Annotated in this window: 21 protein-coding genes; 14 read left to right on the top strand and 7 right to left on the bottom strand. The window is 48.5% G+C overall.

Translation table 11 applies throughout. From position 1 onward, the window contains the following. Positions 1-7 precede the first annotated feature (7 nt). The 5 genes from gyrA to mltG all read left to right on the top strand — a co-directional run bounded on the left by gyrA (position 8) and on the right by mltG (position 8,029). Positions 8-2,575 carry a DNA gyrase subunit A gene (gyrA, locus tag CIK99_RS08840; protein WP_094381162.1) on the top strand — a complete coding sequence of 856 codons (2,568 nt, stop codon included), beginning with the start codon at positions 8-10 and terminating at the stop codon, positions 2,573-2,575. Between the two features lie 27 nt (positions 2,576-2,602). Further along, the gene (locus CIK99_RS08835) at positions 2,603-3,835 is read left to right on the top strand and encodes a hypothetical protein (RefSeq protein WP_094381161.1); all 1,233 of its coding nucleotides are present in this window, start codon (positions 2,603-2,605) and stop codon (positions 3,833-3,835) included. Between the two features lie 3 nt (positions 3,836-3,838). Beyond that, positions 3,839-5,044 carry a tetratricopeptide repeat protein gene (locus CIK99_RS08830; RefSeq protein ID WP_094381160.1) on the top strand — a complete coding sequence of 402 codons (1,206 nt, stop codon included), beginning with the start codon at positions 3,839-3,841 and terminating at the stop codon, positions 5,042-5,044. Positions 5,045-5,153: 109 nt separating this feature from the next. After that, positions 5,154-6,899, top strand: a complete 1,746-nt coding sequence (locus tag CIK99_RS08825) for a phospho-sugar mutase (RefSeq protein WP_094381159.1) — start codon at positions 5,154-5,156, stop codon at positions 6,897-6,899. A gap of 101 nt (positions 6,900-7,000) precedes the next feature. Beyond that, positions 7,001-8,029: an endolytic transglycosylase MltG gene (mltG, locus tag CIK99_RS08820; RefSeq protein ID WP_094381158.1), complete on the top strand. Its 1,029-nt coding sequence runs from the start codon at positions 7,001-7,003 to the stop codon at positions 8,027-8,029. Positions 8,030-8,103: 74 nt separating this feature from the next. On the opposite strand, the gene CIK99_RS08815 is transcribed toward mltG, so the two are convergent. From CIK99_RS08815 to CIK99_RS08785, 7 genes are all read right to left on the bottom strand, one after another. Then, complete coding sequence (locus CIK99_RS08815) at positions 8,104-8,907, bottom strand: calycin-like domain-containing protein (RefSeq protein WP_094381157.1); 804 nt, start codon at positions 8,905-8,907, stop codon at positions 8,104-8,106. A gap of 24 nt (positions 8,908-8,931) precedes the next feature. Beyond that, the gene (locus CIK99_RS08810) at positions 8,932-9,681 is read right to left on the bottom strand and encodes a porin family protein (RefSeq protein WP_094381156.1); all 750 of its coding nucleotides are present in this window, start codon (positions 9,679-9,681) and stop codon (positions 8,932-8,934) included. Between the two features lie 22 nt (positions 9,682-9,703). After that, positions 9,704-10,873, bottom strand: a complete 1,170-nt coding sequence (locus tag CIK99_RS08805) for a PCMD domain-containing protein (protein WP_094381155.1) — start codon at positions 10,871-10,873, stop codon at positions 9,704-9,706. A gap of 149 nt (positions 10,874-11,022) precedes the next feature. Then, positions 11,023-11,601 (bottom strand): LUD domain-containing protein, encoded by a 579-nt coding sequence (locus tag CIK99_RS08800; protein WP_094381154.1) that lies wholly within the window; start codon positions 11,599-11,601, stop codon positions 11,023-11,025. A gap of 33 nt (positions 11,602-11,634) precedes the next feature. Next, positions 11,635-13,002, bottom strand: coding sequence for a lactate utilization protein B (locus CIK99_RS08795; RefSeq protein WP_094381153.1), 1,368 nt, complete (start codon positions 13,000-13,002; stop codon positions 11,635-11,637). Beyond that, complete coding sequence (locus CIK99_RS08790) at positions 12,999-13,739, bottom strand: (Fe-S)-binding protein (protein ID WP_094381152.1); 741 nt, start codon at positions 13,737-13,739, stop codon at positions 12,999-13,001. The genes CIK99_RS08795 and CIK99_RS08790 overlap by 4 nt, the downstream gene beginning before the upstream one ends. Before the next feature lie 5 nt (positions 13,740-13,744). Next, the gene (locus tag CIK99_RS08785) at positions 13,745-14,350 is read right to left on the bottom strand and encodes a GNAT family N-acetyltransferase (RefSeq protein WP_094381151.1); all 606 of its coding nucleotides are present in this window, start codon (positions 14,348-14,350) and stop codon (positions 13,745-13,747) included. Positions 14,351-14,556: 206 nt separating this feature from the next. Here CIK99_RS08785 and CIK99_RS08780 point away from each other — a divergent pair, with 206 nt between their 5' ends. The 9 genes from CIK99_RS08780 (at position 14,557) to CIK99_RS08740 (ending at position 22,049) form a co-directional block, all read left to right on the top strand. Then, positions 14,557-15,279, top strand: a complete 723-nt coding sequence (locus tag CIK99_RS08780; protein WP_094381150.1) for a Bax inhibitor-1/YccA family protein — start codon at positions 14,557-14,559, stop codon at positions 15,277-15,279. A gap of 29 nt (positions 15,280-15,308) precedes the next feature. Then, positions 15,309-15,650 (top strand): septum formation initiator family protein, encoded by a 342-nt coding sequence (locus CIK99_RS08775; RefSeq protein WP_254047763.1) that lies wholly within the window; start codon positions 15,309-15,311, stop codon positions 15,648-15,650. After that, complete coding sequence (locus tag CIK99_RS08770) at positions 15,634-16,035, top strand: hypothetical protein (protein WP_094381149.1); 402 nt, start codon at positions 15,634-15,636, stop codon at positions 16,033-16,035. The genes CIK99_RS08775 and CIK99_RS08770 overlap by 17 nt, the downstream gene beginning before the upstream one ends. Positions 16,036-16,133: 98 nt before the next feature. Further along, positions 16,134-16,958: a DUF4369 domain-containing protein gene (locus tag CIK99_RS08765; protein WP_094381148.1), complete on the top strand. Its 825-nt coding sequence runs from the start codon at positions 16,134-16,136 to the stop codon at positions 16,956-16,958. A 24-nt stretch (positions 16,959-16,982) separates the two neighbouring features. Beyond that, a complete protein-coding gene (locus tag CIK99_RS08760) occupies positions 16,983-18,311 on the top strand; it encodes a dihydroorotase (protein ID WP_094381147.1) in 1,329 nt (442 codons plus the stop codon). A 17-nt stretch (positions 18,312-18,328) separates the two neighbouring features. Further along, complete coding sequence (locus CIK99_RS08755) at positions 18,329-19,129, top strand: vitamin B12 dependent-methionine synthase activation domain-containing protein (RefSeq protein WP_094381146.1); 801 nt, start codon at positions 18,329-18,331, stop codon at positions 19,127-19,129. Positions 19,130-19,153: 24 nt separating this feature from the next. Beyond that, positions 19,154-20,347 (top strand): metallophosphoesterase, encoded by a 1,194-nt coding sequence (locus CIK99_RS08750; protein ID WP_094381145.1) that lies wholly within the window; start codon positions 19,154-19,156, stop codon positions 20,345-20,347. 22 nt (positions 20,348-20,369) lie between these two features. Continuing rightward, positions 20,370-21,128, top strand: a complete 759-nt coding sequence (locus CIK99_RS08745) for a 1-acyl-sn-glycerol-3-phosphate acyltransferase (protein WP_094381144.1) — start codon at positions 20,370-20,372, stop codon at positions 21,126-21,128. Positions 21,129-21,251: 123 nt separating this feature from the next. Then, a complete protein-coding gene (locus tag CIK99_RS08740; RefSeq protein ID WP_094381143.1) occupies positions 21,252-22,049 on the top strand; it encodes an RNA methyltransferase in 798 nt (265 codons plus the stop codon). The last annotated feature ends 15 nt before the right edge of the window (positions 22,050-22,064 follow it).

The following is a 22,064-nucleotide window of genomic DNA, read 5'->3' as shown; positions in this document are numbered from 1 at the left end:
AACACGAATGGATCAGACATTAGATCAAGACAGAATCATTAAAATCAACATCGAGGAGGAGATGAAGTCATCTTACATCGACTATTCAATGTCGGTGATTGTGGCTCGTGCCCTCCCTGATGTTCGCGATGGTTTCAAGCCTGTTCACCGCCGTATCCTCTACGGTATGATGGGCGTTGGAAACACCAGTGACAAACCTTACAAGAAATGTGCACGTATCGTCGGTGAGGTGCTCGGTAAGTACCACCCACACGGCGACAGCTCTGTATATGGAGCTCTCGTCAGAATGGCACAGGAATGGAACATGAGATACACACTCGTTGACGGACAGGGTAACTTCGGTTCCGTTGACGGCGACTCGCCTGCTGCTATGCGTTACACAGAGTGCCGCCTCTCGAAGATGGGCGAACATATCATGGACGACCTCGACAAAGACACGGTCGATATGACAAGCAACTTCGACGACTCGCTCATGGAACCCACCGTCATGCCTACAAAGGTGCCAAACCTCCTCGTCAATGGTGGTAACGGTATTGCCGTGGGTATGGCAACAAACATACCTACTCATAACCTCGGCGAGGTAATCGACGGTTGCTGCGCGTATATTGACAACCCCGACATAGACACCGACGGACTGATGGAGTATATCAAGGCTCCTGACTTCCCTACAGGTGCTTATATCTATGGCATCCAGGGCGTGAAAGACGCATACGAAACAGGACGCGGACGTATCGTCATGCGCGCAAAGGCTGAGATAGAACCCGGAGACACTCACGACAAGATAGTAGTCACCGAGATTCCTTACGGAGTAAACAAGGCCGACCTCGTAAAGTATATAGCTGACCTCGCCAATGAGAAGAAGATCGAGGGTATAAGCAATGTGAACGACGAGTCAGGACGTCAGGGCATGCGTATCGTGGTAGATGTGAAGCGAGACGCTAACGCCAACGTACTGCTGAACAAGCTCTTTAAGATGACCGCTCTACAGAGCTCATTCTCCGTGAATTGCATCGCACTGGTACACGGTCGCCCAAAGCTGCTAACACTTAAGGAATGTATCCATCACTTTGTGGAGCACCGCCACGACGTGACCATTCGCCGCACACAGTTCGACCTGAAGAAAGCACAAGACCGTGCACACATCCTCCAGGCTCTCATCGTGGCTTGCGACAATATCGACGAGGTGGTACACATCATACGCGCATCAAAGACTCCTCAAGAAGCCATCGACAACCTCATGAAGCGTTTCGACTTCGACGAGGTGCAGGCGCGTGCCATCGTGGATATGCGCCTGCGTCAGCTCACCGGTCTGCAGATGGATCAACTCCACAACGAGTATGAGGAACTGCAGAAACTCATCGCTTACCTGCAGCAGATACTCGACGATCCTGAGCTCTGCAAGAAGGTAATGAAAGACGAACTGCAGGAAGTGAAGGCAAAATACGGCGACGAGCGCCGCACAGAGATAAAGTATTCGAGCGAGGAATTCAATGCCGAGGATTTCTATCCAGACGATCCCGTGGTCATCACCATCAGCCATCTCGGCTACGTCAAGCGCACGGCACTTTCCGAGTTCCACCAGCAGAGCAGAGGTGGAGTGGGCAGCAAGGGAGCCACATCACGCGACCAGGACTTCACAGAGTATATCTATCCCGCCACGATGCACAATACGCTGCTCTTCTTCACACAGAAGGGTCGCTGCTTCTGGCTGAAATGCTACGAAATACCAGAAGGCGCAAAGAATGCAAAGGGACGAGCAATACAGAACATACTCAATATCGAGGCCGACGATGCCATCAACGCCGTGCTGAGAATAAAGAAGTTTGACGATGAGGAATTCGTGAAGTCTCACTACGTGGTATTTGCCACAAAGAATGGCCTTATCAAGAAGACTTGTCTTGAGGCTTACAGCCGACCACGTGCCAACGGCGTGAACGCGATAAACATACTTGAAGGCGACCAGGTAGTGGCAGTAAGACTGACCAACGGCAACAACGAGATCATCCTCGCCAACCGCAACGGACGCGCCATACGCTTCAACGAAAGCCAGGTACGCGCCATGGGACGTGTATCTACCGGTGTAAGGGCAATGAAACTCGACGGAGGAGACGACGAAGTGATAGGAATGGTGTGCGTTAACGACCCAGAGACAGAAACCATCATGGTTGTAAGCGAAAACGGCTACGGAAAACGCAGCGACATCGAGGACTACCGCACCACATCGCGAAGCGCAAAGGGTGTGAAGACTCTCAGCATCACCGAGAAGACTGGACGTCTGGTGGCTATCAAGGTGGTAACCGACGAGAACGACCTCATGATCATCAACAAGAGTGGCATACTCATTCGACTCAAGGTGGCCGACGTGCGTGTCATGGGCCGCGCTACTCAGGGCGTGCGTCTCATCAACCTCACTAAGAAGAACGATGTGATAGCAAGCGTATGCAAGGTCATATCTGACACGTCTGAGGAAGATATCGAAGCCATGACACCAGAGGAGGAATCTCTCCCTGACACAGAGGCCATGGCATCTGAAAACCAAGGAGATACAGAAGACAATATCACTCCTAATGAATAATAAGTACAATCTCTAATAATTACGTTTATGAAGGAAATTATGATGATGGCAGTGGCTTTGGCAACAGCGGCAACTGCCTTTGGCCAGGACGACCTGGTAAAGCAAGCACTGAAGCAGAAGAGCAATCCTGCTGAAGCAGTGAAAATCCTGACACCTGCACTGACATCTGCCGAGACTAAAGACAAAGCAGCTGCATGGGGTGCCATGAGTGAGATTCAGTATCAGTTCTATTCCATCGCGTATGACGCAATGGTACAGAACCAGTTCAAGACAGAGAAGACTCCTATCGACACCGTTGGCATGTACAATGGCGTGGCTGAGTCTATCAAGGCAGCCATCAAGTGCGACGAATTTGACATGCAGCCTAACGAAAAGGGCAAGATCAAACCACGCTATCGTTCAAAGAACGCTACACGCCTCGCAGCAGTACGCAATACACTCATCGACGGCGGTAGCCACTTCTACAACGTTAAGGACTATGCAAAGGCTGCACAGTTCTGGGGCGCTTTCGTTGAGTCGGGCGACGCTGCAATGTTTGAAGGCAAGGTACAGAAAGACACCTTGTACTATCAGATAGCTGACTACGCAGCCCTCGCAGCTTATCTCAGCAAGGACTACCAGAAGGCTATCAGCTACGCAACAATAGCTCTCAACGACGCGAAGCAAAAGGCTGAAGCAATGAACATTATCGTTTCTTCGCTCAAGGGAACCTGCAAGACTAAAGAAGACTCTGTAGCTTACTTCAACAAGCTGAAAGAGATACGTGAGAAGAACATCGACGACCAGTCTGTTCTCTTCGCCATCAACGAGTATCTCTCACAGCCAGGACGTAACGCCGAGAAAGAAGCATGGTGTGCCGAAGAGGTGAAAAAGCAGCCAAACGACAAGTTCCTCTGGGCATTCCTCGGTGAAAGCCAGATGAACCAGCAGAAGTATGACGAGGCTGTGGCTTCATTCAAGAAGACCATGGAGATCGATCCAAACTTCATCGAGGTGGAGTATAATATCGGTGCCAGCCTCGTGTTGAAGGCTACAACGATGAAGGACCAGCTCTCAGGCACAACAGGACGCTTGGCTCCTGCTGATGCAGAGAAGGTGAAGGCCGTATATACCGAGGCACAGAAGTATCTCGAGCATGTACGTTCGGTTGACCCAGACCGTAAGAAGGTGAACTGGGCATACACCCTCTATCAGGTTTACTACGGACTCGGCGATGCTACCAAGACCGCAGAGATTGAAAAATTAATGGGAGGCGAATAAATAATGACAAAGAAGCTTATCGCTATAACGCTTCTCATATTGACAATAATACCGTGCTTGAGAGCTCAGCGCAAAGAGATTTCTCAAGCGCGGTCTTATATTAAGAGTGGCAAGGAACTGGCTAAGGCCGAGACGATGCTTAGAGACGCAATAAAAAAAGACTCAAGCAGCCGTCAAGACCCACGCGTATATGCTTCCCTGCTACAGGCAATAGAGAAACAGTATGCCGAGGGCAACGAAAAACTTTATCTCAAGCAAAAATACGACACCACACAGCTCTTCACGCTGACAAAGAAACTCTTTGACGTGGCTCTGCAACTCGACTCGCTTGACGCCTTGCCTGACGAAAAGGGTAGGGTGAAAACAAAATACCGGGAGAAAAACATAGTTATGCTCGACCGTTGCCGACCGAACCTCTTCTTCGGCGGTACGTTCCATCTCAGAAAAGGTGACAACGAAAGGGCCTTTACACTTTTCGACACCTATATATCATGTTCAACACACCCGATGTTTGCCGCATACGACTATTCAAAAAACGACAAACGAATGCCTGAAGCAGCATATTGGGCAACTGTCTGCGGACATAACGCTGACAACGCGGAGATGACACTCCGACATGCCGAAATTGCAGAAAATGACACGGCAAGGCTCAGCTATACGCTCATGTATGAAGCCATTGCATACGAAAAGACAAACGACACGGAGAAATATTTCGAAACATTGAAACGGGGATTTAACCTCTTTCCTACATTCAGCTATTTCTTCCCGCACCTCATCGACTTCTATACCAAGAACGGGGAAATGGAAGAGGCTCTTGCCACTGCCGACAAGGCTCTGGAAACAGACTCCACCAATATCCTCTTCCTCTATGCCAAGTCGAATGCACTTCTTAACCTCGGACGAAACGACGACTGCATAAAAGTAGGGGACAGGATTATTGAACTCAACGACTCTGTCGCTGAAGCATACTATAACGTGGGAATGGCTTTCCTCAACAATGTCGTCATAGCAGAAAAGGGGTCACAGACAACTAAACGGAAAGAGGAGATAAAAAAACTCTATATCCAGGCAAGACCATATCTCGAACGATACAGAGAGATGGCACCCGAGGCGAAACAAAAATGGGCTCCAGCACTCTATAGGGTATATCTGAACCTGAATCTTGGTAATCAATTTGAAGAAATTGACAAGATAATCAATGAACTTTAGGCAATAATTCCCGCCTTTAGCAAAAATTAACGCAGTCAACATGACAATTGTTGATTAAAAGTATTACCTTTGTGGTGATTTAGAGAATAAAAACTTAAAACATAATTTTATGGACAACAACTCACAGCTTATCGCACAATGCGAAGAAAAAGCCAAACAGTGGCTTTCACCAGCTTTCGACGAGGAAACACGAAAGCAAGTACAAGAAATGCTCGATAACGAGGATAAGACAGCCCTCGTTGACGCTTTCTACCAGAACCTCGAATTCGGAACTGGCGGTCTGCGCGGCATCATGGGTGCCGGTACAAACCGCATGAACAAATACATCGTGGGTATGGCAACACAAGGCTTTGCCAACTATCTGCTGAAGGCTTATCCTGAAAAGAAAGATCTCGCCGTTGTAGTGGGACACGACTGCCGCAACAACGGACGTATGTTTGCAGAGACCGTAGCAGATATCTTCTCAGCCAATGGCATCAAGGCTTATCTCTTCGAGAGCCTCCGTCCTACACCTGAGATCTCGTTCGCCATACGCCAACTCGGCTGCCAGGCTGGTGTCAACGTGACAGCAAGCCACAACCCACGCGAGTATAATGGTTATAAGGCTTACTGGGGCGATGGCGCACAGGTGCTCGCTCCACACGACAAGGGCATCATCGACGAGGTGAACAAAGTGACCATCGACGACGTTAAGTTCACTGGTAACAAGGAACTTATTGAGATCATCGGCGGCGAGATGGACTGGGACTATGTATCTGCAGTGAAAGAAGCAATGGTAGATCAGGATGTAATCCTGCGACAGAAAGACCTCAACATCGTTTATTCTCCAATGCACGGCACTGGACGCGTCATCGTTCCTCTCTGTCTGCGCTCATGGGGCTTCCAGAACATACACGTGGTGCCAGAACAGATGGTCATCGACGGCGATTTCCCAACAGTCGTTTCTCCTAACCCAGAGAATGCAGAAGCCATGACCTTGGGCATGAAGCTCGGAACAAAGCTCAACGCCGACCTCGTCATCGCTTCTGACCCAGACGCCGACCGCCTCGCCATCGTTTGCCGAGACAATAAGGGAGAGTGGATCATCATCAATGGTAACCAGACCGCTATGATGCTCTCTTACTATATCATCGAAAACAAGAAGAAACTCGGTAAACTCAATCCTTCTGACTTCATGGTGAAGACCATCGTGACAACAGAGGTGATTGCAAAGATAGCCGAGCGCAACGGCGTGGAGATTCGCGACTGCTACACTGGCTTCAAGTGGATTGCCAACGAGATCGCCATCTCAGAAGGTAAGCAGAAGTACATCGGAGGTGGAGAAGAGTCGTTCGGCTACCTGCCATACGACAAGGTTCGCGACAAAGACGCACCTGCCTCCATCTGTCTCATCTGCGAAATTGCTGCTTGGGCTAAAGACAACGGACGCACTCTCTACGACCTGCTCATGGACATCTATGTTGACTATGGCTTCTCACGCGAGTTTACTGTCAACGTGGTTAAACCCGGAAAGACTGGTGCAGACGAGATCAAGCAGATGCTTGCCGACTTCCGTTCTAATCCTCCAAAAGACCTTGCAGGCAGCCAGATCACCGTATGGAAAGACTTCCAGACTCTTGAGATCACCACAGCTGAAGGCACGAAGAAACTCGATATGCCAACTACGAGCAACGTGCTCCAGTGGTTCTGCAGCGACGGCACAAAGGTCAGCGTACGTCCTTCAGGCACAGAGCCAAAGATAAAGTTCTACATTGAGGTTAAGGACGACAGCATGAAGACTGCAGCCGACTACGACCGTTGCGTCGAAGCTGCAAACGCCAAGATTGAGGCTATCAAGAAGTCACTGAATCTGTAAATAGAAATTCAATTAAGCATAGAGGTAGGTATGGCGACATGCCTACCTCTCTATATGTAATCAGGTTAATTTTTTCAACTGACAAATTCTGAATATCCATCATGAAAAAAGTCACACCGAAGGTTTACATCTATTCGGCAGCTGCTATTGTGGTAATAATAGCCCTGCTGCTATTCTACTTCTTCTTCACCGCTTTTTCGAAGAAGAGCTCTACCGAATATGTATATATCGACAACGACGATACTTTAGACTCTGTTATCGTCAAACTACAACCGTTGGGCAAAGAGCACTCAATGACCGGAATGTCAACACTCATGAGACACTGGGGATATAACAACGACAAGATACGTACCGGACGCTATGCCGTAGAAACTGGTGTAAACACCTTCACACTTTTCAGACATCTAAAAAACGGACTGCAGAGTCCACTCAGGCTCACTGTCCCCGAGGCGCGAACCACCGAACGCCTCGCAGCCATCTTGTCGAAGAAGCTGATGATAGACAGTACGGAGATAGCCGAACATCTCGCCGACCAAGCATACTGTTCAAAATATGGCTACGACACCGCTACGATCATGGCGATGTTTATTCCAGATACATACGAAGTGTATTGGAACGTGAGTATCGACAAACTGATGGACAAGATGGAAGATGCTCACGATCGCTTCTGGGACAACCGCAGGAAAAGAAAGGCCGAGACAATGGGGTTGACACCTGTTGAAGTGGCAACCATGGCAAGCATCATCGACGAGGAGACGGCAAACAACGGCGAGAAGCCGATGATAGCAGGCATGTACTACAATCGTCTGAAGACCGACATGCCACTACAGGCTGACCCGACCATTAAGTTTGCTCACAAGGACTTTGCCCTTCGCCGTATCTACAACAAACTTCTCACCATCGACAGCCCATACAACACATACAAGAACACAGGTCTTCCACCCGGTCCTATAAAGATAGCATCGGTGGCTGGTATCGACGCTGTGCTCAACTACGTACAGCACAATTACCTCTACATGTGTGCCAAGGAGGACTTCTCTGGCACCCACAATTTCGCAGTCACCTACGCCGAACATCTTAAGAATGCGGCAAAATACACTAAGGCTCTTAACGAGCGTGGAATAAAATAAAGAAACATAATAAGTAAAAAGAAGATAGGGAAGTCAACTTCCCTATCTTCTTTTTACTTCCATTCTTGCAAAAGTTATTTAACGATCTTTTCTACTGTTCCGTCAGAATACTTCGTGATTACCAAACCACGAGAGCCATTGCCCGAAGTCTTGCCTCCGACATTGTAGCTGCCTATCACTGTGCGGCATGATGGTTCCATGACAGCATCCACTCCAGAGGATTCAACGACATCAAACACATAATTTGTTATACCCACGAGATCGTTGCTGTAACAGGCTACATAAAACAGTTTGTTTTGTGTGTCGTGAAAGCTCAATACGTATGTCTTAGCCGAAGCGTCGTCGGTAGTGAATGTGATGTCGGCATCGGTAGGTGTGGTGGGCAATACTATACTATTTCCCGTGTTCTTTGACGGGTCGAAATTAGGAACATCAGTTCCAAAGACTTTCAGGCCAGTGACCTGTGGATATGTTTCAAGTGTGGGGTTGTTGTTGACGAGAACACTTGTGGAGAACGACGGTATGAAGAGTTTCACGTCGAGAGTACTCCCATTCAACGTACCCTCAAGTTCTATTTCACAGGGCAAGACAAATATAATCGTTATCGTCTGCTTTGTCTTGAAACGATAGAAATCACCATTCTGCTCTATGACGTCGATATCCTTTACGTTAATATCACCGACATTCATTGTACCGAAACTGAAATTCTTCAAAAGAAAGTCGAACTTTTCATTGGCGTTTTTCGTACAATTGATGTTCACTTTCTGGTAGTCACTGGGGGTGCCATAGGCAAATACTGCCAGATTGCACTCATAATCTTCTGCCATTGCCGTTACTGCAAACAACAGTGTTGCAAAAAGTGTAAAAATCTTCTTCATAATAATTATTTTTAAAACGTTATTCTATTTTAGCTTATACGACAGACCTATGGTACCATAGATAGGATAAAGCGTCTGTTCGATAGTATTGAACGAACTCTTGAAAGCACCATTCAGTCCCCATGTGATGTCGGCATAGATGCCTAAACGGCTTCCGATGCAATAGTCAGCACCTATTCCTATGCCTACATGAAACTTCCGCATATCGTCGCTGAAGTCGTAAGTGGGATTGTCGTCGCCTTCAGGCCCCATTGTCACCTTGTCGCCGGTAGGATCGCCGGTACGGAGGTATCCGTCATAGACGTGTCCCTTAAACGACGTGTTGGCGACATACGAGACATATGGTCCGCATTTCAGCAGGAAGTGTCCAGTGCGAAAGGTAGCCATCAGTGGTATGGTTATCATCCATTGATTGCAGTCAGTGACCAGTTTTCCCGTGTACATACCCTCGAGCTCGTTGCCACCTTGCACCATCGTCATGTGGTAGTTTTTTACCGTAGCATCTATTTTCATTCCTTTATTCTCCAGGTGTACGCCTGAAAGCAATCCCCATTGTCCCCAGATATCATTCCATACATCGAGTCCGAGGGTGACATTTGGTTGGAAGTCGTAACTGTTAAGACTCCTTATCGTGTTTGGCATCCCAATGGGTGCCGTACCGCCGATATTGTAACCAATGCGGAAGGTATAGTTTAGACTGTCTGGTATGCTGATGGCCCACGAGCCTATGGAAACCAAAAGCGACAGTGCTGATAGATATATTTTTTTCTTCATAATAGTCAATTATATAATATGATTATTCTTCCATCTCTTCACATAGGATTCTCACCTCGTCGATGCAGAGTGTACTGCCTGGCGCTCCTTCGTAATAGGCTCCGTCGGTGCTTGACGAGAACACCACCGTAAGGTTATATCCTTGATTGCGCAGCAATGTCCAGTCAACATCTGCTTTCCAGTTGAACGTCATCTCAAAATGAGTCCATGAGTCTGTCTCTGGGATATCTGTTAGCTCGGCTATTGCCACGATATTCAGATTGGTCTTGCTGTCCTCGCCGAAAAGCATCACTTCTTTTCCTTCTGCATCTCGGTTGCGGTAGAACACAGCATAGATGGCTGCACGGTCTTTTATCTCAGGATGCTTCTCCACCTTGCCTTTCACGAATTTCCAGAATTCTTTGCCCGCCTTATATTTATAGTATCCCTCTACCTTATAGGGTTTACGATCGAAGACACGTCCCATGCGCGATGTGTGAAGAGTGTTGTCAAGAGCCTGCTCCACGTCAAACTCTCCGATGAAGAAGTTGCCAGCTGCCAAAGGTCGTCTTACGAGCAATCCCCAGGGCCCAGTGCTGCAAGTAGTCAGACGCACGCCTTTTCCTGCATAACCCATATCGACTACTGAAGGATAGTCTTCCACGGCTGTCTTAGTGTTGCTCAGCGCAAAGCCTGCATTGGCATTGGCAAACACCTCTATACTGTGATAAGAGTCGATGCCGGACTCACATTTTTCATACCATCTGTTATATCTTGCCCCTAAGTTAGGATCGTTGTATATTTCTCCCGACTCGTCAAAACTGTAGTAAGTGGGTATCTTCGGAAAAGCGAAATTGACGAGATATTCCCTTGTCCACTGTCCGTCTTCAGATGTGACGATATATTTCACCGGTCCGTTTGAGAAGTCCTGTACGCTTCCGTTGGCAGGGGATATGGTAGCCCCCTCGGTGATCTCAAACTGCGGTGCCAAGGCTGTCACGTCTGCATCTGGCTTGATATAGAAATAAATCTTCTTGTCAGAATACAACACTGTTCTCGTCGTGTCAGCCTCGTTAAAGAAGAGGCTACTCCAATCGTCTGTATGAACCCAGGCTCTGGTTATGTCACATTCGGCATTCGGTGCTTCATCCTTAAAACAAGACGACATGATGAAAGCCGAGAATAGGAGGATAAAAAACTTATTGCTTTTCATAAATAATCTCAATTCTAAATAAACCGATGCAAAGATAGCGATAATTATCGATAAATAAGTTGCATTTGTCGTAAAACTATGTTAAAGGAGTGAGTTTTTTGCCTCACTCCTCTCTATTTTATGTCAAAAAAGCACACAATGGGCTTCTATCACCTTAATATGATTGTTACCGACCGGGCAGCCTGTGCTCCCATGACAAGAGCTTGTGCTATGTCGGCAGTCTTCGACGGTCCACTGATAAAACATCCGTAACCATAGTCGGTGAAATGTATGCGTTCGTATGCTTCGTGCATATTGTTGACTATCTTGTCGCTGTCGAGCAGTATGACAAGGTTTTCGGAGATGAAGCAGACGGCTTTCTCCTTCATGGTCTGAGGCACCCAGACACATCCGTTTTCAGCCACGCCAAACTCACCTTTTACCACTCCCACGTCAGTTCCGTTAAGGTCATTGGCCTCTGTCACTGTGTCTGGATTTCTGTTTGCTATGGTCACCTCCTGTAAGTTTGACGTTATCACGGTTGCATCGGGATATATATCACGAATAACCTTGTTGACATCTTCGCCACTCTTCAGATGTACCACCATTCCTCCCACAGTCTGACTCATTTCAACAAACTGCAGCAGTGGATTATCGTACTTCACGGCATTCAGCTCCTCAAACGAAGGCATTTCGTAAGTGGAGTGAATGTTGTTTTTTATCTTTGATAAAAGTTCTTCTTTATTCATAACTATACATTATTTCCAGAAAACGACAAGAATTTATTTCACCTTACCTTTCTTCCACAACGTCTGGAACGACTCCTTGGCAAACTCGGGCAGTTCGCGTCCCTTTCCCCAGTCATTAAGTCCATTATATTTCAAGAAACGCGGAAGTGTGTTGACTATCGGGGCAAATTTCAGTGCGGTAGAGTAGAGTCGCGGTCGATCGAAGACATATTTTAGTCCCTCGCTGATGAGTTTCTTCTGTTTCTTAGCCCGTTGCAGCGATTCGAGTTTTTGTCTCCAGAGATATATCTGTTCCGAAAGGTTCACTTTTGCTGGACAAACATTGTCGCACGAGCAGCAAAGCGAACATGCGCTGACATTGTCAGAAAACGAATAGCGGTCGCGCAGCATACCGAGATTGATACCGATAGGTCCTGGTATGAAGTACGTATATGAATATCCGCCACTGCGTCTATAGACGGGGCATGTGTTCATACACGATCCGCAACGAATACATTTCAGTGTCTCCCAGTGCTCTTTGTCGGCGATGATGTCGCTACGTCCGTTGTCAACGAGAATGATATGCATCTCGCCGTCTGGACGTGCTTTTCGGAAATGAGATGTAAAGGTCGTAGTGGGTTGTCCCGTTCCGCTACGGCTGAGCAGACGTTGGAACACGGCGAGCGAGCGGTAGTCGGGTATCACCTTCTCAAGTCCTATAGCGGCAATATGCAGTTTAGGCATTGATGTTGACATGTCGGCATTGCCCTCGTTTGTACACACCACGATGTCGCCAGTCTCTGCCACGCCGAAGTTAGCTCCCGTCATGCCTGCCTGAGCAGTCATAAACTCATCGCGCAGGCTCATACGTGCACAGTAAGTGAGATAAGTGGGGTCGTAGTTGCCCTTCTCGCTTCCCAACTCTTTCTCAAAGAGATGTCCCACCTCTTCCTGTGTGATATGTATTGCCGGCATCACTATATGACTTGGCTTAGAGTGCATTAGTTGTATGATACGTTCTCCGAGGTCGGTCTCCACCACCTCTATGCCGTTGTTTTCGAGATAGGGATTCATTTCACACTCCTCAGTGAGCATCGATTTGCTCTTCACCATCTTCTTCACACCATGTGAACGCAGTATGTCGAGCACGGTCCCGTTAAACTCGCGCGCGTCCTTCGCCCAGTGTACTGTCACTCCATTGTTCTCGGCATTGGTGGCAAAACGGTCGAGATACTCGTCCATGTGTGTTATGGTATGACGCTTGATGTCGCTTGCCATCTGTCGCAACTGTTCCCACTCGTCGAGGTTTTTCGCCATATTGTCTCTCTTGGTACGTACCGACCAGAACGTGGCGTCGTGCCATTTTGCTTTCTCGGCATTATTGAGGAAAACCTCTGCCGCCTTTGAATGTAATGTGCTCATAGTCCTGCTGCTAATATCTGTACTACATGAATAAACTGTATGGGCTTGCCCAGTCGCTTGGCGATGCCTTGCATATGCATGAGGCACGACGAGTCTGGTCCCGTGATAAACTCTGCCCCGGTGGCTATATGGCGTTCCAGCTTGTCTGTTCCCATCTGCACAGACACTGCCTGTTCTTCGATGGAGAACATTCCTCCGAAGCCACAACATTCGTCAGCGCGTTCGGGTTCTTTCACCGTGATGCCATCCACCAGCGAGAGCAGGTCTTTGATCTTCGAAAACGACTGCATGTTTCGTTCGCTGGGCGACGAAAGACCCAGTTCGCGCACACCGTGACATGAGTTATGTATGCTCACCACGTGAGGAAAGCGGCTTGGCAGCGATGTCGGTTTCACCACATCGTGAAGGAATTCCACCACGTCCATCACCTTCTCCGATGCCATGCATTCGTGACGATGATCTTTTAGCAGTCGTGGATGATTGATCTTCACGAAGGCTGCACAGCTGGCCGATGGGGCCACCACATAGTCGAAAGGGGCGAATTTCTCGTCAAAGGAGAGCGCCTGTGTCTCTGCCATCCTTTCAAATCCTGCATTTGCCTGCGGCTGTCCGCAACAAGTCTGGTCGAGAGGATATTCCACGTCGAGCCCTAAGCTTGTAAGCAGTTTGTATGTCGCTACACCCACCTCTGGAAAGATAGCATCGACATAACAAGGGATAAACAATCCTATTTTCATTGTTCTCAAAAATTTATTTTAGTCGTGTTGTTTTCTATTGTCATATGCTTCATAGGGTGTCCTCCCCACGTATTGGTATCTACGACGCGGAATCCCACCTTATTATATAATAGTTCAGCGCGAGGGTTGCCTGTATCCACGAGGAGGCCTGTGGCAGGCAGGTTCATCTCTCTCGATTTCTGTATCGTAGCCTCAAGCAGCTGCTTTGCTATCCCCATTCCCCTGTATTCTGGGTCCACGGCAAGCGAGTCGATATAGAGTTCTCCTGCCTGTGTCTCGTCTGGCATATTACTATGATCCATTCCCCATCGTTCCCATGCCGTGTCGATGAAAGCCTTTCTCAGCTGGTGGAGTAGGGCACCGTCATAACTTGTGCATACACCCACAATATTGTCTTTCTCGTTAACGGCGCAAAGAGTGTTGAGATAGCTGTATTGCGAGTCGGTGCGCAATGCGAGCGTAGTCATCGCCTCATGAAAGTCATCAATGGTCTGTTTTTCTCCACAGAAATAGAGACAGCATTCTTCTGTCATGGCCATGATGATGAGCGACGCTATACGCGATGCATCATCTGGCTTACCTTTACGAATTGTAATCTGAGCATTTTTCATATTGTAGCATTAACTTATTGTCTATTCATCCGAAATCGGGTCCAAAGTTATTGCAAAATTGGCTTAATAGCAAGTTTTTTGCCACCAAAATAATTAAAGATACTAAAATAATAATCAAAAAATGCTATAAGTCATGCGTTTTTCTTGTTTTATCGAGATATTTGTAGTAATTTTGTATTCGGAAATAATAAAAAAATGAATATACAATGAACTATAACAACTTTCAGATTGATTCTTTAGCCCGCGATCGCGAGCTAATGTTGTCTCAGGCATTCCCTGTATTAATGCGCAAGGTATATGTATGGATGACCCTCGCGCTTGTCCTCACCGGCGTTACAGCATACGGTGTGGCCACCAGTCCTGGCATCCTAAATGCATTGGTCACAAACAAGGCTCTCTTCTTCGGACTCATCATTGCCGAGTTCGCGTTGGTCTTTGGCGTCAGCGGAGCTATCAACCGCCTCTCGCTTGCCACCGCAACACTGATGTTTGTGGCATATAGCGTCATCAACGGTGCTCTGCTATCGTTCATCTTCCTTGCATACACCATGGAGTCTATCACCAGCGTCTTCTTCATCACCGCAGGCACCTTTGCCACGATGGCTGTCATAGGCTACACCACAAAGAAAGATCTCACGTCGATAGGCCGCATACTCTTCATGGCCCTCATCGGCATTATCATAGCCACCATCGTCAACATGTTTATAGGCAGCACAGGACTTAACATGATCATCAGTTATCTGGGCGTGCTCATCTTTGTAGGTCTCACCGCATACGACTCACAGAAGATAAAGCAGATGCTTGCCGTATCAGGCGATACTGGCGAGACAGGACAGAAGCTTGCGCTCATCGGCGCCCTCACGCTTTATCTCGACTTCATCAATCTCTTCATTTATCTTCTCCGCATCTTGGGTTCGAAGAGAGACTAATCCATTTGCCCTTATATATATAAATAGGTATGAAAAAGATGCCGAGACTGATGAAGTTCATGCAACACGCGCTATGGCTTAGGTATGTCGTAGTGGCGGCGGCTGGTGTGGCACTCGTGGGATTTGTAGGCGAGAACAGCATCCTGGCACACATGAACAACAAGGAGCGCATCAGCGACCTTCAGAAAGAGATTGATGAATATCGCGGACAGTACGAAACCAACATGTCCAAGCTGCGCCGACTGGAGACAGACCCGAAGGCGATAGTGGAGATAGCCCGTGAGCGGTATTTCATGAAGGCCGACGATGAAGACATCTTTGTACTACGTGATGACTCACAAGAAAGCACTGAAAATGAAACAACTGAATAAGGTAGAAAACATCATCTTTCTCATGGGAGCAGTGATGATTGTCGTGGGCAGTATTGCCAACGTCATGCTGCAACCATGGGCTCCCTATATCTTCGCCATGGGAACGGTCGCCTTCGTCTTGATGCAACTAAAACAAAGCTACGAAGGCAACAATGTGGTAATACGCCGCCTTCGCCGCATGGTAGTGGCAAGCGACCTGTTCTTTGTCATCACAGCAGTCTTGATGTTTGCAAATGTAAATAATCTCTTCGGTCTCGACAGGTTGTCATATCTCCAATACGTTAGAAACAACTGGGTAGTGACGCTACTCATTGCGGCACTGTTACAGCTCTATTCAAACCATAGACTGGGTAAAGAACTGTCAGAAGAGCAAAAAAAATCATAAAACAAGCGATAATTGTTTTAAAACTAATAAAAAAATTTCCGTACGTCATGATAACATCGTACATTTGTAAGTGAAATTTTAAGAAAAAGAGAAAAAGCATGAAGAAAATCACATACGCATTAGCCATGGCGGTTAGTGTCTTCGCCTCTTGCACTGGCTCATACAACGTGCAGGGCTCATCGTCGGTGTCGGCACTCGACGGAAGTAAACTCTACCTCAAAGCCATTAAAAACAATGAGCTTAAGAATATCGACTCTTGTGACGTCGTGCACGGGCAGTTTAACTTCAACGGCACTCTCGATACGGTGAGAATGGTCAACCTCTTTATGGACGACCAGAGCATCATGCCTATGGTACTGGAAGAAGGAGAGATAACCATAAAGATAGACAATGCAAGCCAGAAGGTGAGCGGAACGCCTCTTAACGAGAAGCTCTACGACTTTCTCGACAAGCATAACCGCCTCGACAACCAAATGAACGAGCTTGCACACAAGCAGAGCCAGATGATGCTCGACGGCATAGACGAGGATGAGATAAACCAGAAGCTCTCTATCGAAGCCGCACAGATAGCCAAGGAAGAGGATAAGCTCGTCACCTCGTTTATCGTAGATAACTTCGACAATGTGCTCGGTCCAGGCGTCTTCATGATGATCACAAGCGGCTATCAATATCCCATCCTCACTCCTCAGATTGAGGATATAATGAGCAAGGCTACAGACAAGTTCAAGAGCAACCCATACGTAAGCGAATATTATAAGATAGCTTCTGAAAACGAGGCAAGAATGCAGGGCCTTGAGCCCGACGGCACTCCTACGCCCACACAAGCACAACCTCAAGAAACTATCGACTCCATATCAGCCGGGCAGCAAGTCAACAACTCTCCTTTTTCTCAAAAAGTGCTGACCGACTCTATTAAGAAATAAACACATATCTATCATCAGGCAGAAATGACAACTCTAATAAAGAATGTAACCGTCGTAAGCGATGGTAAGTCGCTGAAGACCAACGTACTTATTGAAGATGGCTTTTTTGTGAATGTGGATGCAGACAACGAGGCTCTCCCATCTGATGTCGATGAGACACTGGATGCGGAGGGTTGTTTTTTGCTGCCCGGCATCATCGACGACCACGTACACTTCCGCCAGCCAGGACTGACGCAGAAGGCAGACATGGCTTCCGAGAGCCGTGCAGCTGCCGCCGGTGGCGTCACCACCTTCTTCGACATGCCAAACACCGTGCCACAGACAACCTCCTTGGAGGCACTGGAAGAGAAATTCGCCATCGCTGCTACTGATAGCATTGTAAACTACTCGTTCTTCTTTGGGGCTACCAACGACAATGCCGACCTCTTCGCACGTCTCGACCCTCACCGCATACCTGGAATAAAACTCTTTATGGGGGCTTCCACAGGAAATATGCTCGTCGATCGCCGACAGTCGCTCGACCGAATCTTCTCCACCGCCACCATGCCCGTCATGACGCATTGTGAGGATACGGCGATGATGAACGCCAACATGGCTGAGGCCAAGCGACTCTATGGAGACGATCCTGACGTTACTCATCATCCCGACATACGCAGCAGGGAGGCTTGCATAGAATGTACGAGACTCGCCGTTGAATTGGCAAGGCAACACCACACCAGGCTGCACGTGGCTCATATCTCCACCAAGGAAGAGTTGCAGCTATTCGAACCGCATGACGACAACATCACCGCCGAAGCTGTCATAGCCCACCTGATGTTTTCTGCCGAGGACTATATAACCAAAGGGACACGCATAAAGTGTAATCCTGCCGTAAAGACTGCCGACGACCGTGAGGCGCTGAGACAAGCCATCGCCGACGGACGTATCAGCGTGATAGGCACCGACCATGCCCCACACCTCTTGGCTGACAAACATGGAGGATGCGCCAAGGCTGCCTCTGGCATGCCGAGCATACAGTACTCTCTATGTTCTATGCTGGAACTCGTTGACAAGGGTTATATCTCGATGACACGTCTCGTTGAACTCATGTGCCACAATCCCGCACGTATTTTCGGCGTGAGTCGTCGTGGATACATACGTCCCGGATACAAGGCAGACTGCGTCCTGGTGAGGAAAGGCACTCCATGGACAGTGACCGATGGAGATGTGCTGAGCAAATGCGGATGGACTCCGCTGACAGGACACCAGTTCTCATGGCGTGTGGAACGCACCATCTGCAATGGAAAGACAATATATGCCGACGGAAAGATACAAGACACCACTGCTGGCGAAGCAGTGAGGTTCAGGGAATAAGCATCACAAGGAAAGAAATGCAACGACGCGTCCTCACATACTATCTTACCGACATAGAGCCATATATCAATTGGCTCTATTTCTATCATGCATGGCAGGTAAAAGACAGTCAAGAACAACAGCGACTGCGACACATGGCAGAAGAACGTATAAAGACCTTTGCCGACCGTTATCACACTCATGCCATCGTCGCCCTTGCCGACGCCAATGGCGACGACGACGACATCATCTTTGACGGTCATCGTATCCCTTTGCTACGCCAGCAGAATATTGTCGATGAGTCACAACCCAACCTCTGTCTGTCAGACTTCATCCGTCCTGTTGGTCAAGGAATAGCCGACCGAATGGGACTCTTTGCCACCACCGTCGATATGGGGCTTGAGACAGATTTCCAGAACGATGATTTCGAACGAATGATGATGCAACTCATTGCCGACCGCCTTGCCGAAGCAACAGCAGAGAAGATGCACGAAGAGGTGCGACGCACTTATTGGGGATATGCTCCCGACGAGTGTCTCTCAGTCAGCGACCTACACTCAGAACGTTTCGTAGGCATACGTCCTGCCGTAGGCTATCCATCGCTGCCCGATGCCAGCATCAACTTCGTCATCGACAGCATCATACATTTCTCAGAGATAGGCATCAGACTGACAGAGAGCGGTGCGATGAAGCCTCACGCCAGCGTCAGCGGTATGATGATAGCCCATCCCAAGGCACGCTATTTCGCCGTTGGCAAGGTGGGCGACGACCAGCTGGAAGACTATTCCCGACGTCGAGGCGTACCCATAGAACTGATGAGGCGTTTCTTAAGCCGATAGACAACAATATTTCAGACACTTACAATGATTACCAAGATATTCATTCCAATCCTGATAGCTATTGTCTTGCCCGACATATATTTCTACCTGCGCTACATACGCAAAAGAAAAAATAAGGCAAGACGTCTTGCTATGCTTTTACTCCCGTCGATAATGATGGCAGTGGCAACAGTCGGACTTGTCACCTCACGAAACTTTGCACCCAAAGACATGTCGGTAATGAACACTTACCTTCTGCTTCTCGCCCTTCTCGTCGTCCCAAAGTTGGTATTTTTCCTATCTTCGCTCTTCGGCACGCTATGCAGCAGAATCGTTAGGACACTGTTCAAGAAAGCAAGACAACACCCAGCACGCAACTACGGCAATATCACCGGGTGGATATTTGTCTTACTCATCTGGTATATATCCATATATGGCTCAACTGCAGGCTTCCATCAGCTCAACGTAAGGCACGTAGAGTATATATCAGCCTCTCTGCCAGCCTCGTTCGACGGCTATAAAATAGTTCATTTCTCAGACGCCCATGTGGGTACATACCAGTCCTGTACCGACATCCTTCGCGAGTATGTGGATAGCATCAATGCCCAGGATGCCGACGCGGTGATGTTTACCGGCGACCTCCAGAACCGTGAACCTCAGGAACTTTATCCCTGTATCGACATTCTCTCGACGATAAAGGCGAAAGATGGTGTCTATTCCGTTCTCGGCAATCATGACTACGCCAACTATATCCATGCCTCACATTCAACAAAGGTAGCCAACGAGCGCGAAACGGTAAGACTGATACGCCAGATGGGGTGGCATCTTCTCGTCAACGACCATGTGGCAGTGCGCCGCTCGTCAGACTCTATAGTAGTAGCGGGAATGGCTAACGACGGCGACAGCATCCACTTCCCCCGTCTCGGCGACATACAAAAGACGCTCAACGGGGTAAACCCAGAGGCTTTCGTGACGATGCTCGAACACGACCCTTCATCGTGGAGACGCAAGATATTGCCCGAAAGCCATGCACAGCTCACCCTGAGCGGTCATACCCACGCCATGCAATTTGCCCTCTTCGGTTGGTCGCCTGCTTCGCTGATTTATGACGAGTGGGGAGGAATGTTTTTCGAGGGCGACAGAGCCATCAACGTTTCTACGGGTCTCGGCGGTTTCATCCCCTTCCGCTTTGGAATGCCAAGCGAGATAGTGGTCATCACACTAAGAAAGAAAAGATAAAACAGTAAAAATACAAACAACAATGAAATACCTTTATTATATCTATCAGCTCTTCGTGGCCTTCCCGATAGTTATCGTGGCCACCATCATCACCGGCATCGTCACCGGAATAGGTTGTAGCATCGGCAACGGACACTTCTGGGGATATTTCCCTGGTCACTGCTGGGGATGGGTCATCACTCGTGCCTTTCTCCTTCCAGTGAAGGTTGAAGGACGTGAAAACCTCGAAAAAGGTCACTCATATGTCTTCGTTGCCAACCACCAGGGAGCGTTCGACATCTTCCTCATCTACGGTTTCCTCTGCCGAAATTTCAAGTGGATGATGAAGTACCAGCTCAAGAAGATCCCGTTCGTGGGCTATGCCTGTCGCAAGTCGCACCAGATATTTGTTGACAAGCGCGGACCAAGTAAGATAAAAAAGACTTATGACGATGCCCGGAAAACGCTCTCAAGCGGTATAAGCGTTGTCGTGTTCCCAGAGGGAGCCCGCTCGTTCACCGGCCACTTGGGACAGTTCCGCAAGGGTGCGTTTATGCTTGCCGATGAACTGCAGTTGCCCGTGGTGCCTATCACGCTCAATGGCCCGTTTGACGTCATGCCCCGCACCCGCGACTGGCATTTCGCCAAGTGGCATCCTCTCTCTCTCACCATCCATCAGCCCATCTATCCCGTAGATAAAGGTCAGCGTAATATACAAGCCACCATGCACCAAGCTTACGACTCAGTGATGAGCTCGTTGGAAGAGAAATATCAGGGATATGTGGAGAATCCGGATCAGTAAAATCCGGACTATCCAAAAAATCTGTAGATTCCGGAAAATCCGGAGATTCCGGAAAATCCGAAGTTTCCGGAAAAAGCAAATACTGGAGTTAAGACTTCAGATATAAAGAAGAAAAGAAACACTATGAATATTATCGAAGTGACATCACTTAACGAGCCAGGACTTGATGTTTACAGTTCGCTCACCGAGGCACAACTGCGCCAGTCAAAAGAGGCGGAGGGTGGGGTGTTTATTGCCGAAAGCCCAAAGGTGATACGTGTGGCACTCGACGCTGGCTACCAGCCTCTGTCGCTTCTGTGCGAGCGACGGCATATTGACGGCGACGCAAGTGATATAATCAGCCGTTTCCCTTCCCTCACAGTCTATACCGGCGACCGACAGCTCCTTTCACAACTCACTGGCTATACACTCACCCGTGGCGTGCTCTGCGCTATGAATCGTCCGTTGTTGCCCACGGTGGAGGAGATATGCAAGGATGCACACCGTGTGGTGGTGATAGATGCTGTATGCGACACCACAAACATTGGAGCCATATTCCGTTCGGCAGCAGCACTCGGCATTGACGCCGTCTTGCTCACACCCGACTCGTGCGACCCCTTCAACCGCCGTTCGGTACGCGTGTCGATGGGCAGTGTCTTCCTGGTGCCGTGGACGTGGCTCGACACGCCCATAACGTCTCTTGCCAAACAAGGATTCAAGACAGCCGCCATGGCATTGTCTGACGACTCCATCCCCCTCAACCATCCTGTGCTGAAGACCATCGACCGCCTTGCCGTCATCATGGGAACAGAAGGCGACGGTTTGCCAGGGGAGGTAATCTCCTCCTCCGACTACGTAGTGCGCATACCGATGTCGCACGCCGTCGATTCCCTCAATGTGGCAGCAGCTGCAGCTGTGACGTTTTGGGAACTGAGGAGATAGTTAGTCCATCGACAT

The sequence above is a fragment of the Prevotella sp. P5-92 genome, from assembly GCF_002251245.1.
Taxonomy (GTDB): Bacteria; Bacteroidota; Bacteroidia; order Bacteroidales; family Bacteroidaceae; genus Prevotella.
The sequence above is the reverse complement of the archived record's forward strand: the minus strand, read 5'-3'. Positions and strand labels throughout refer to the sequence as shown.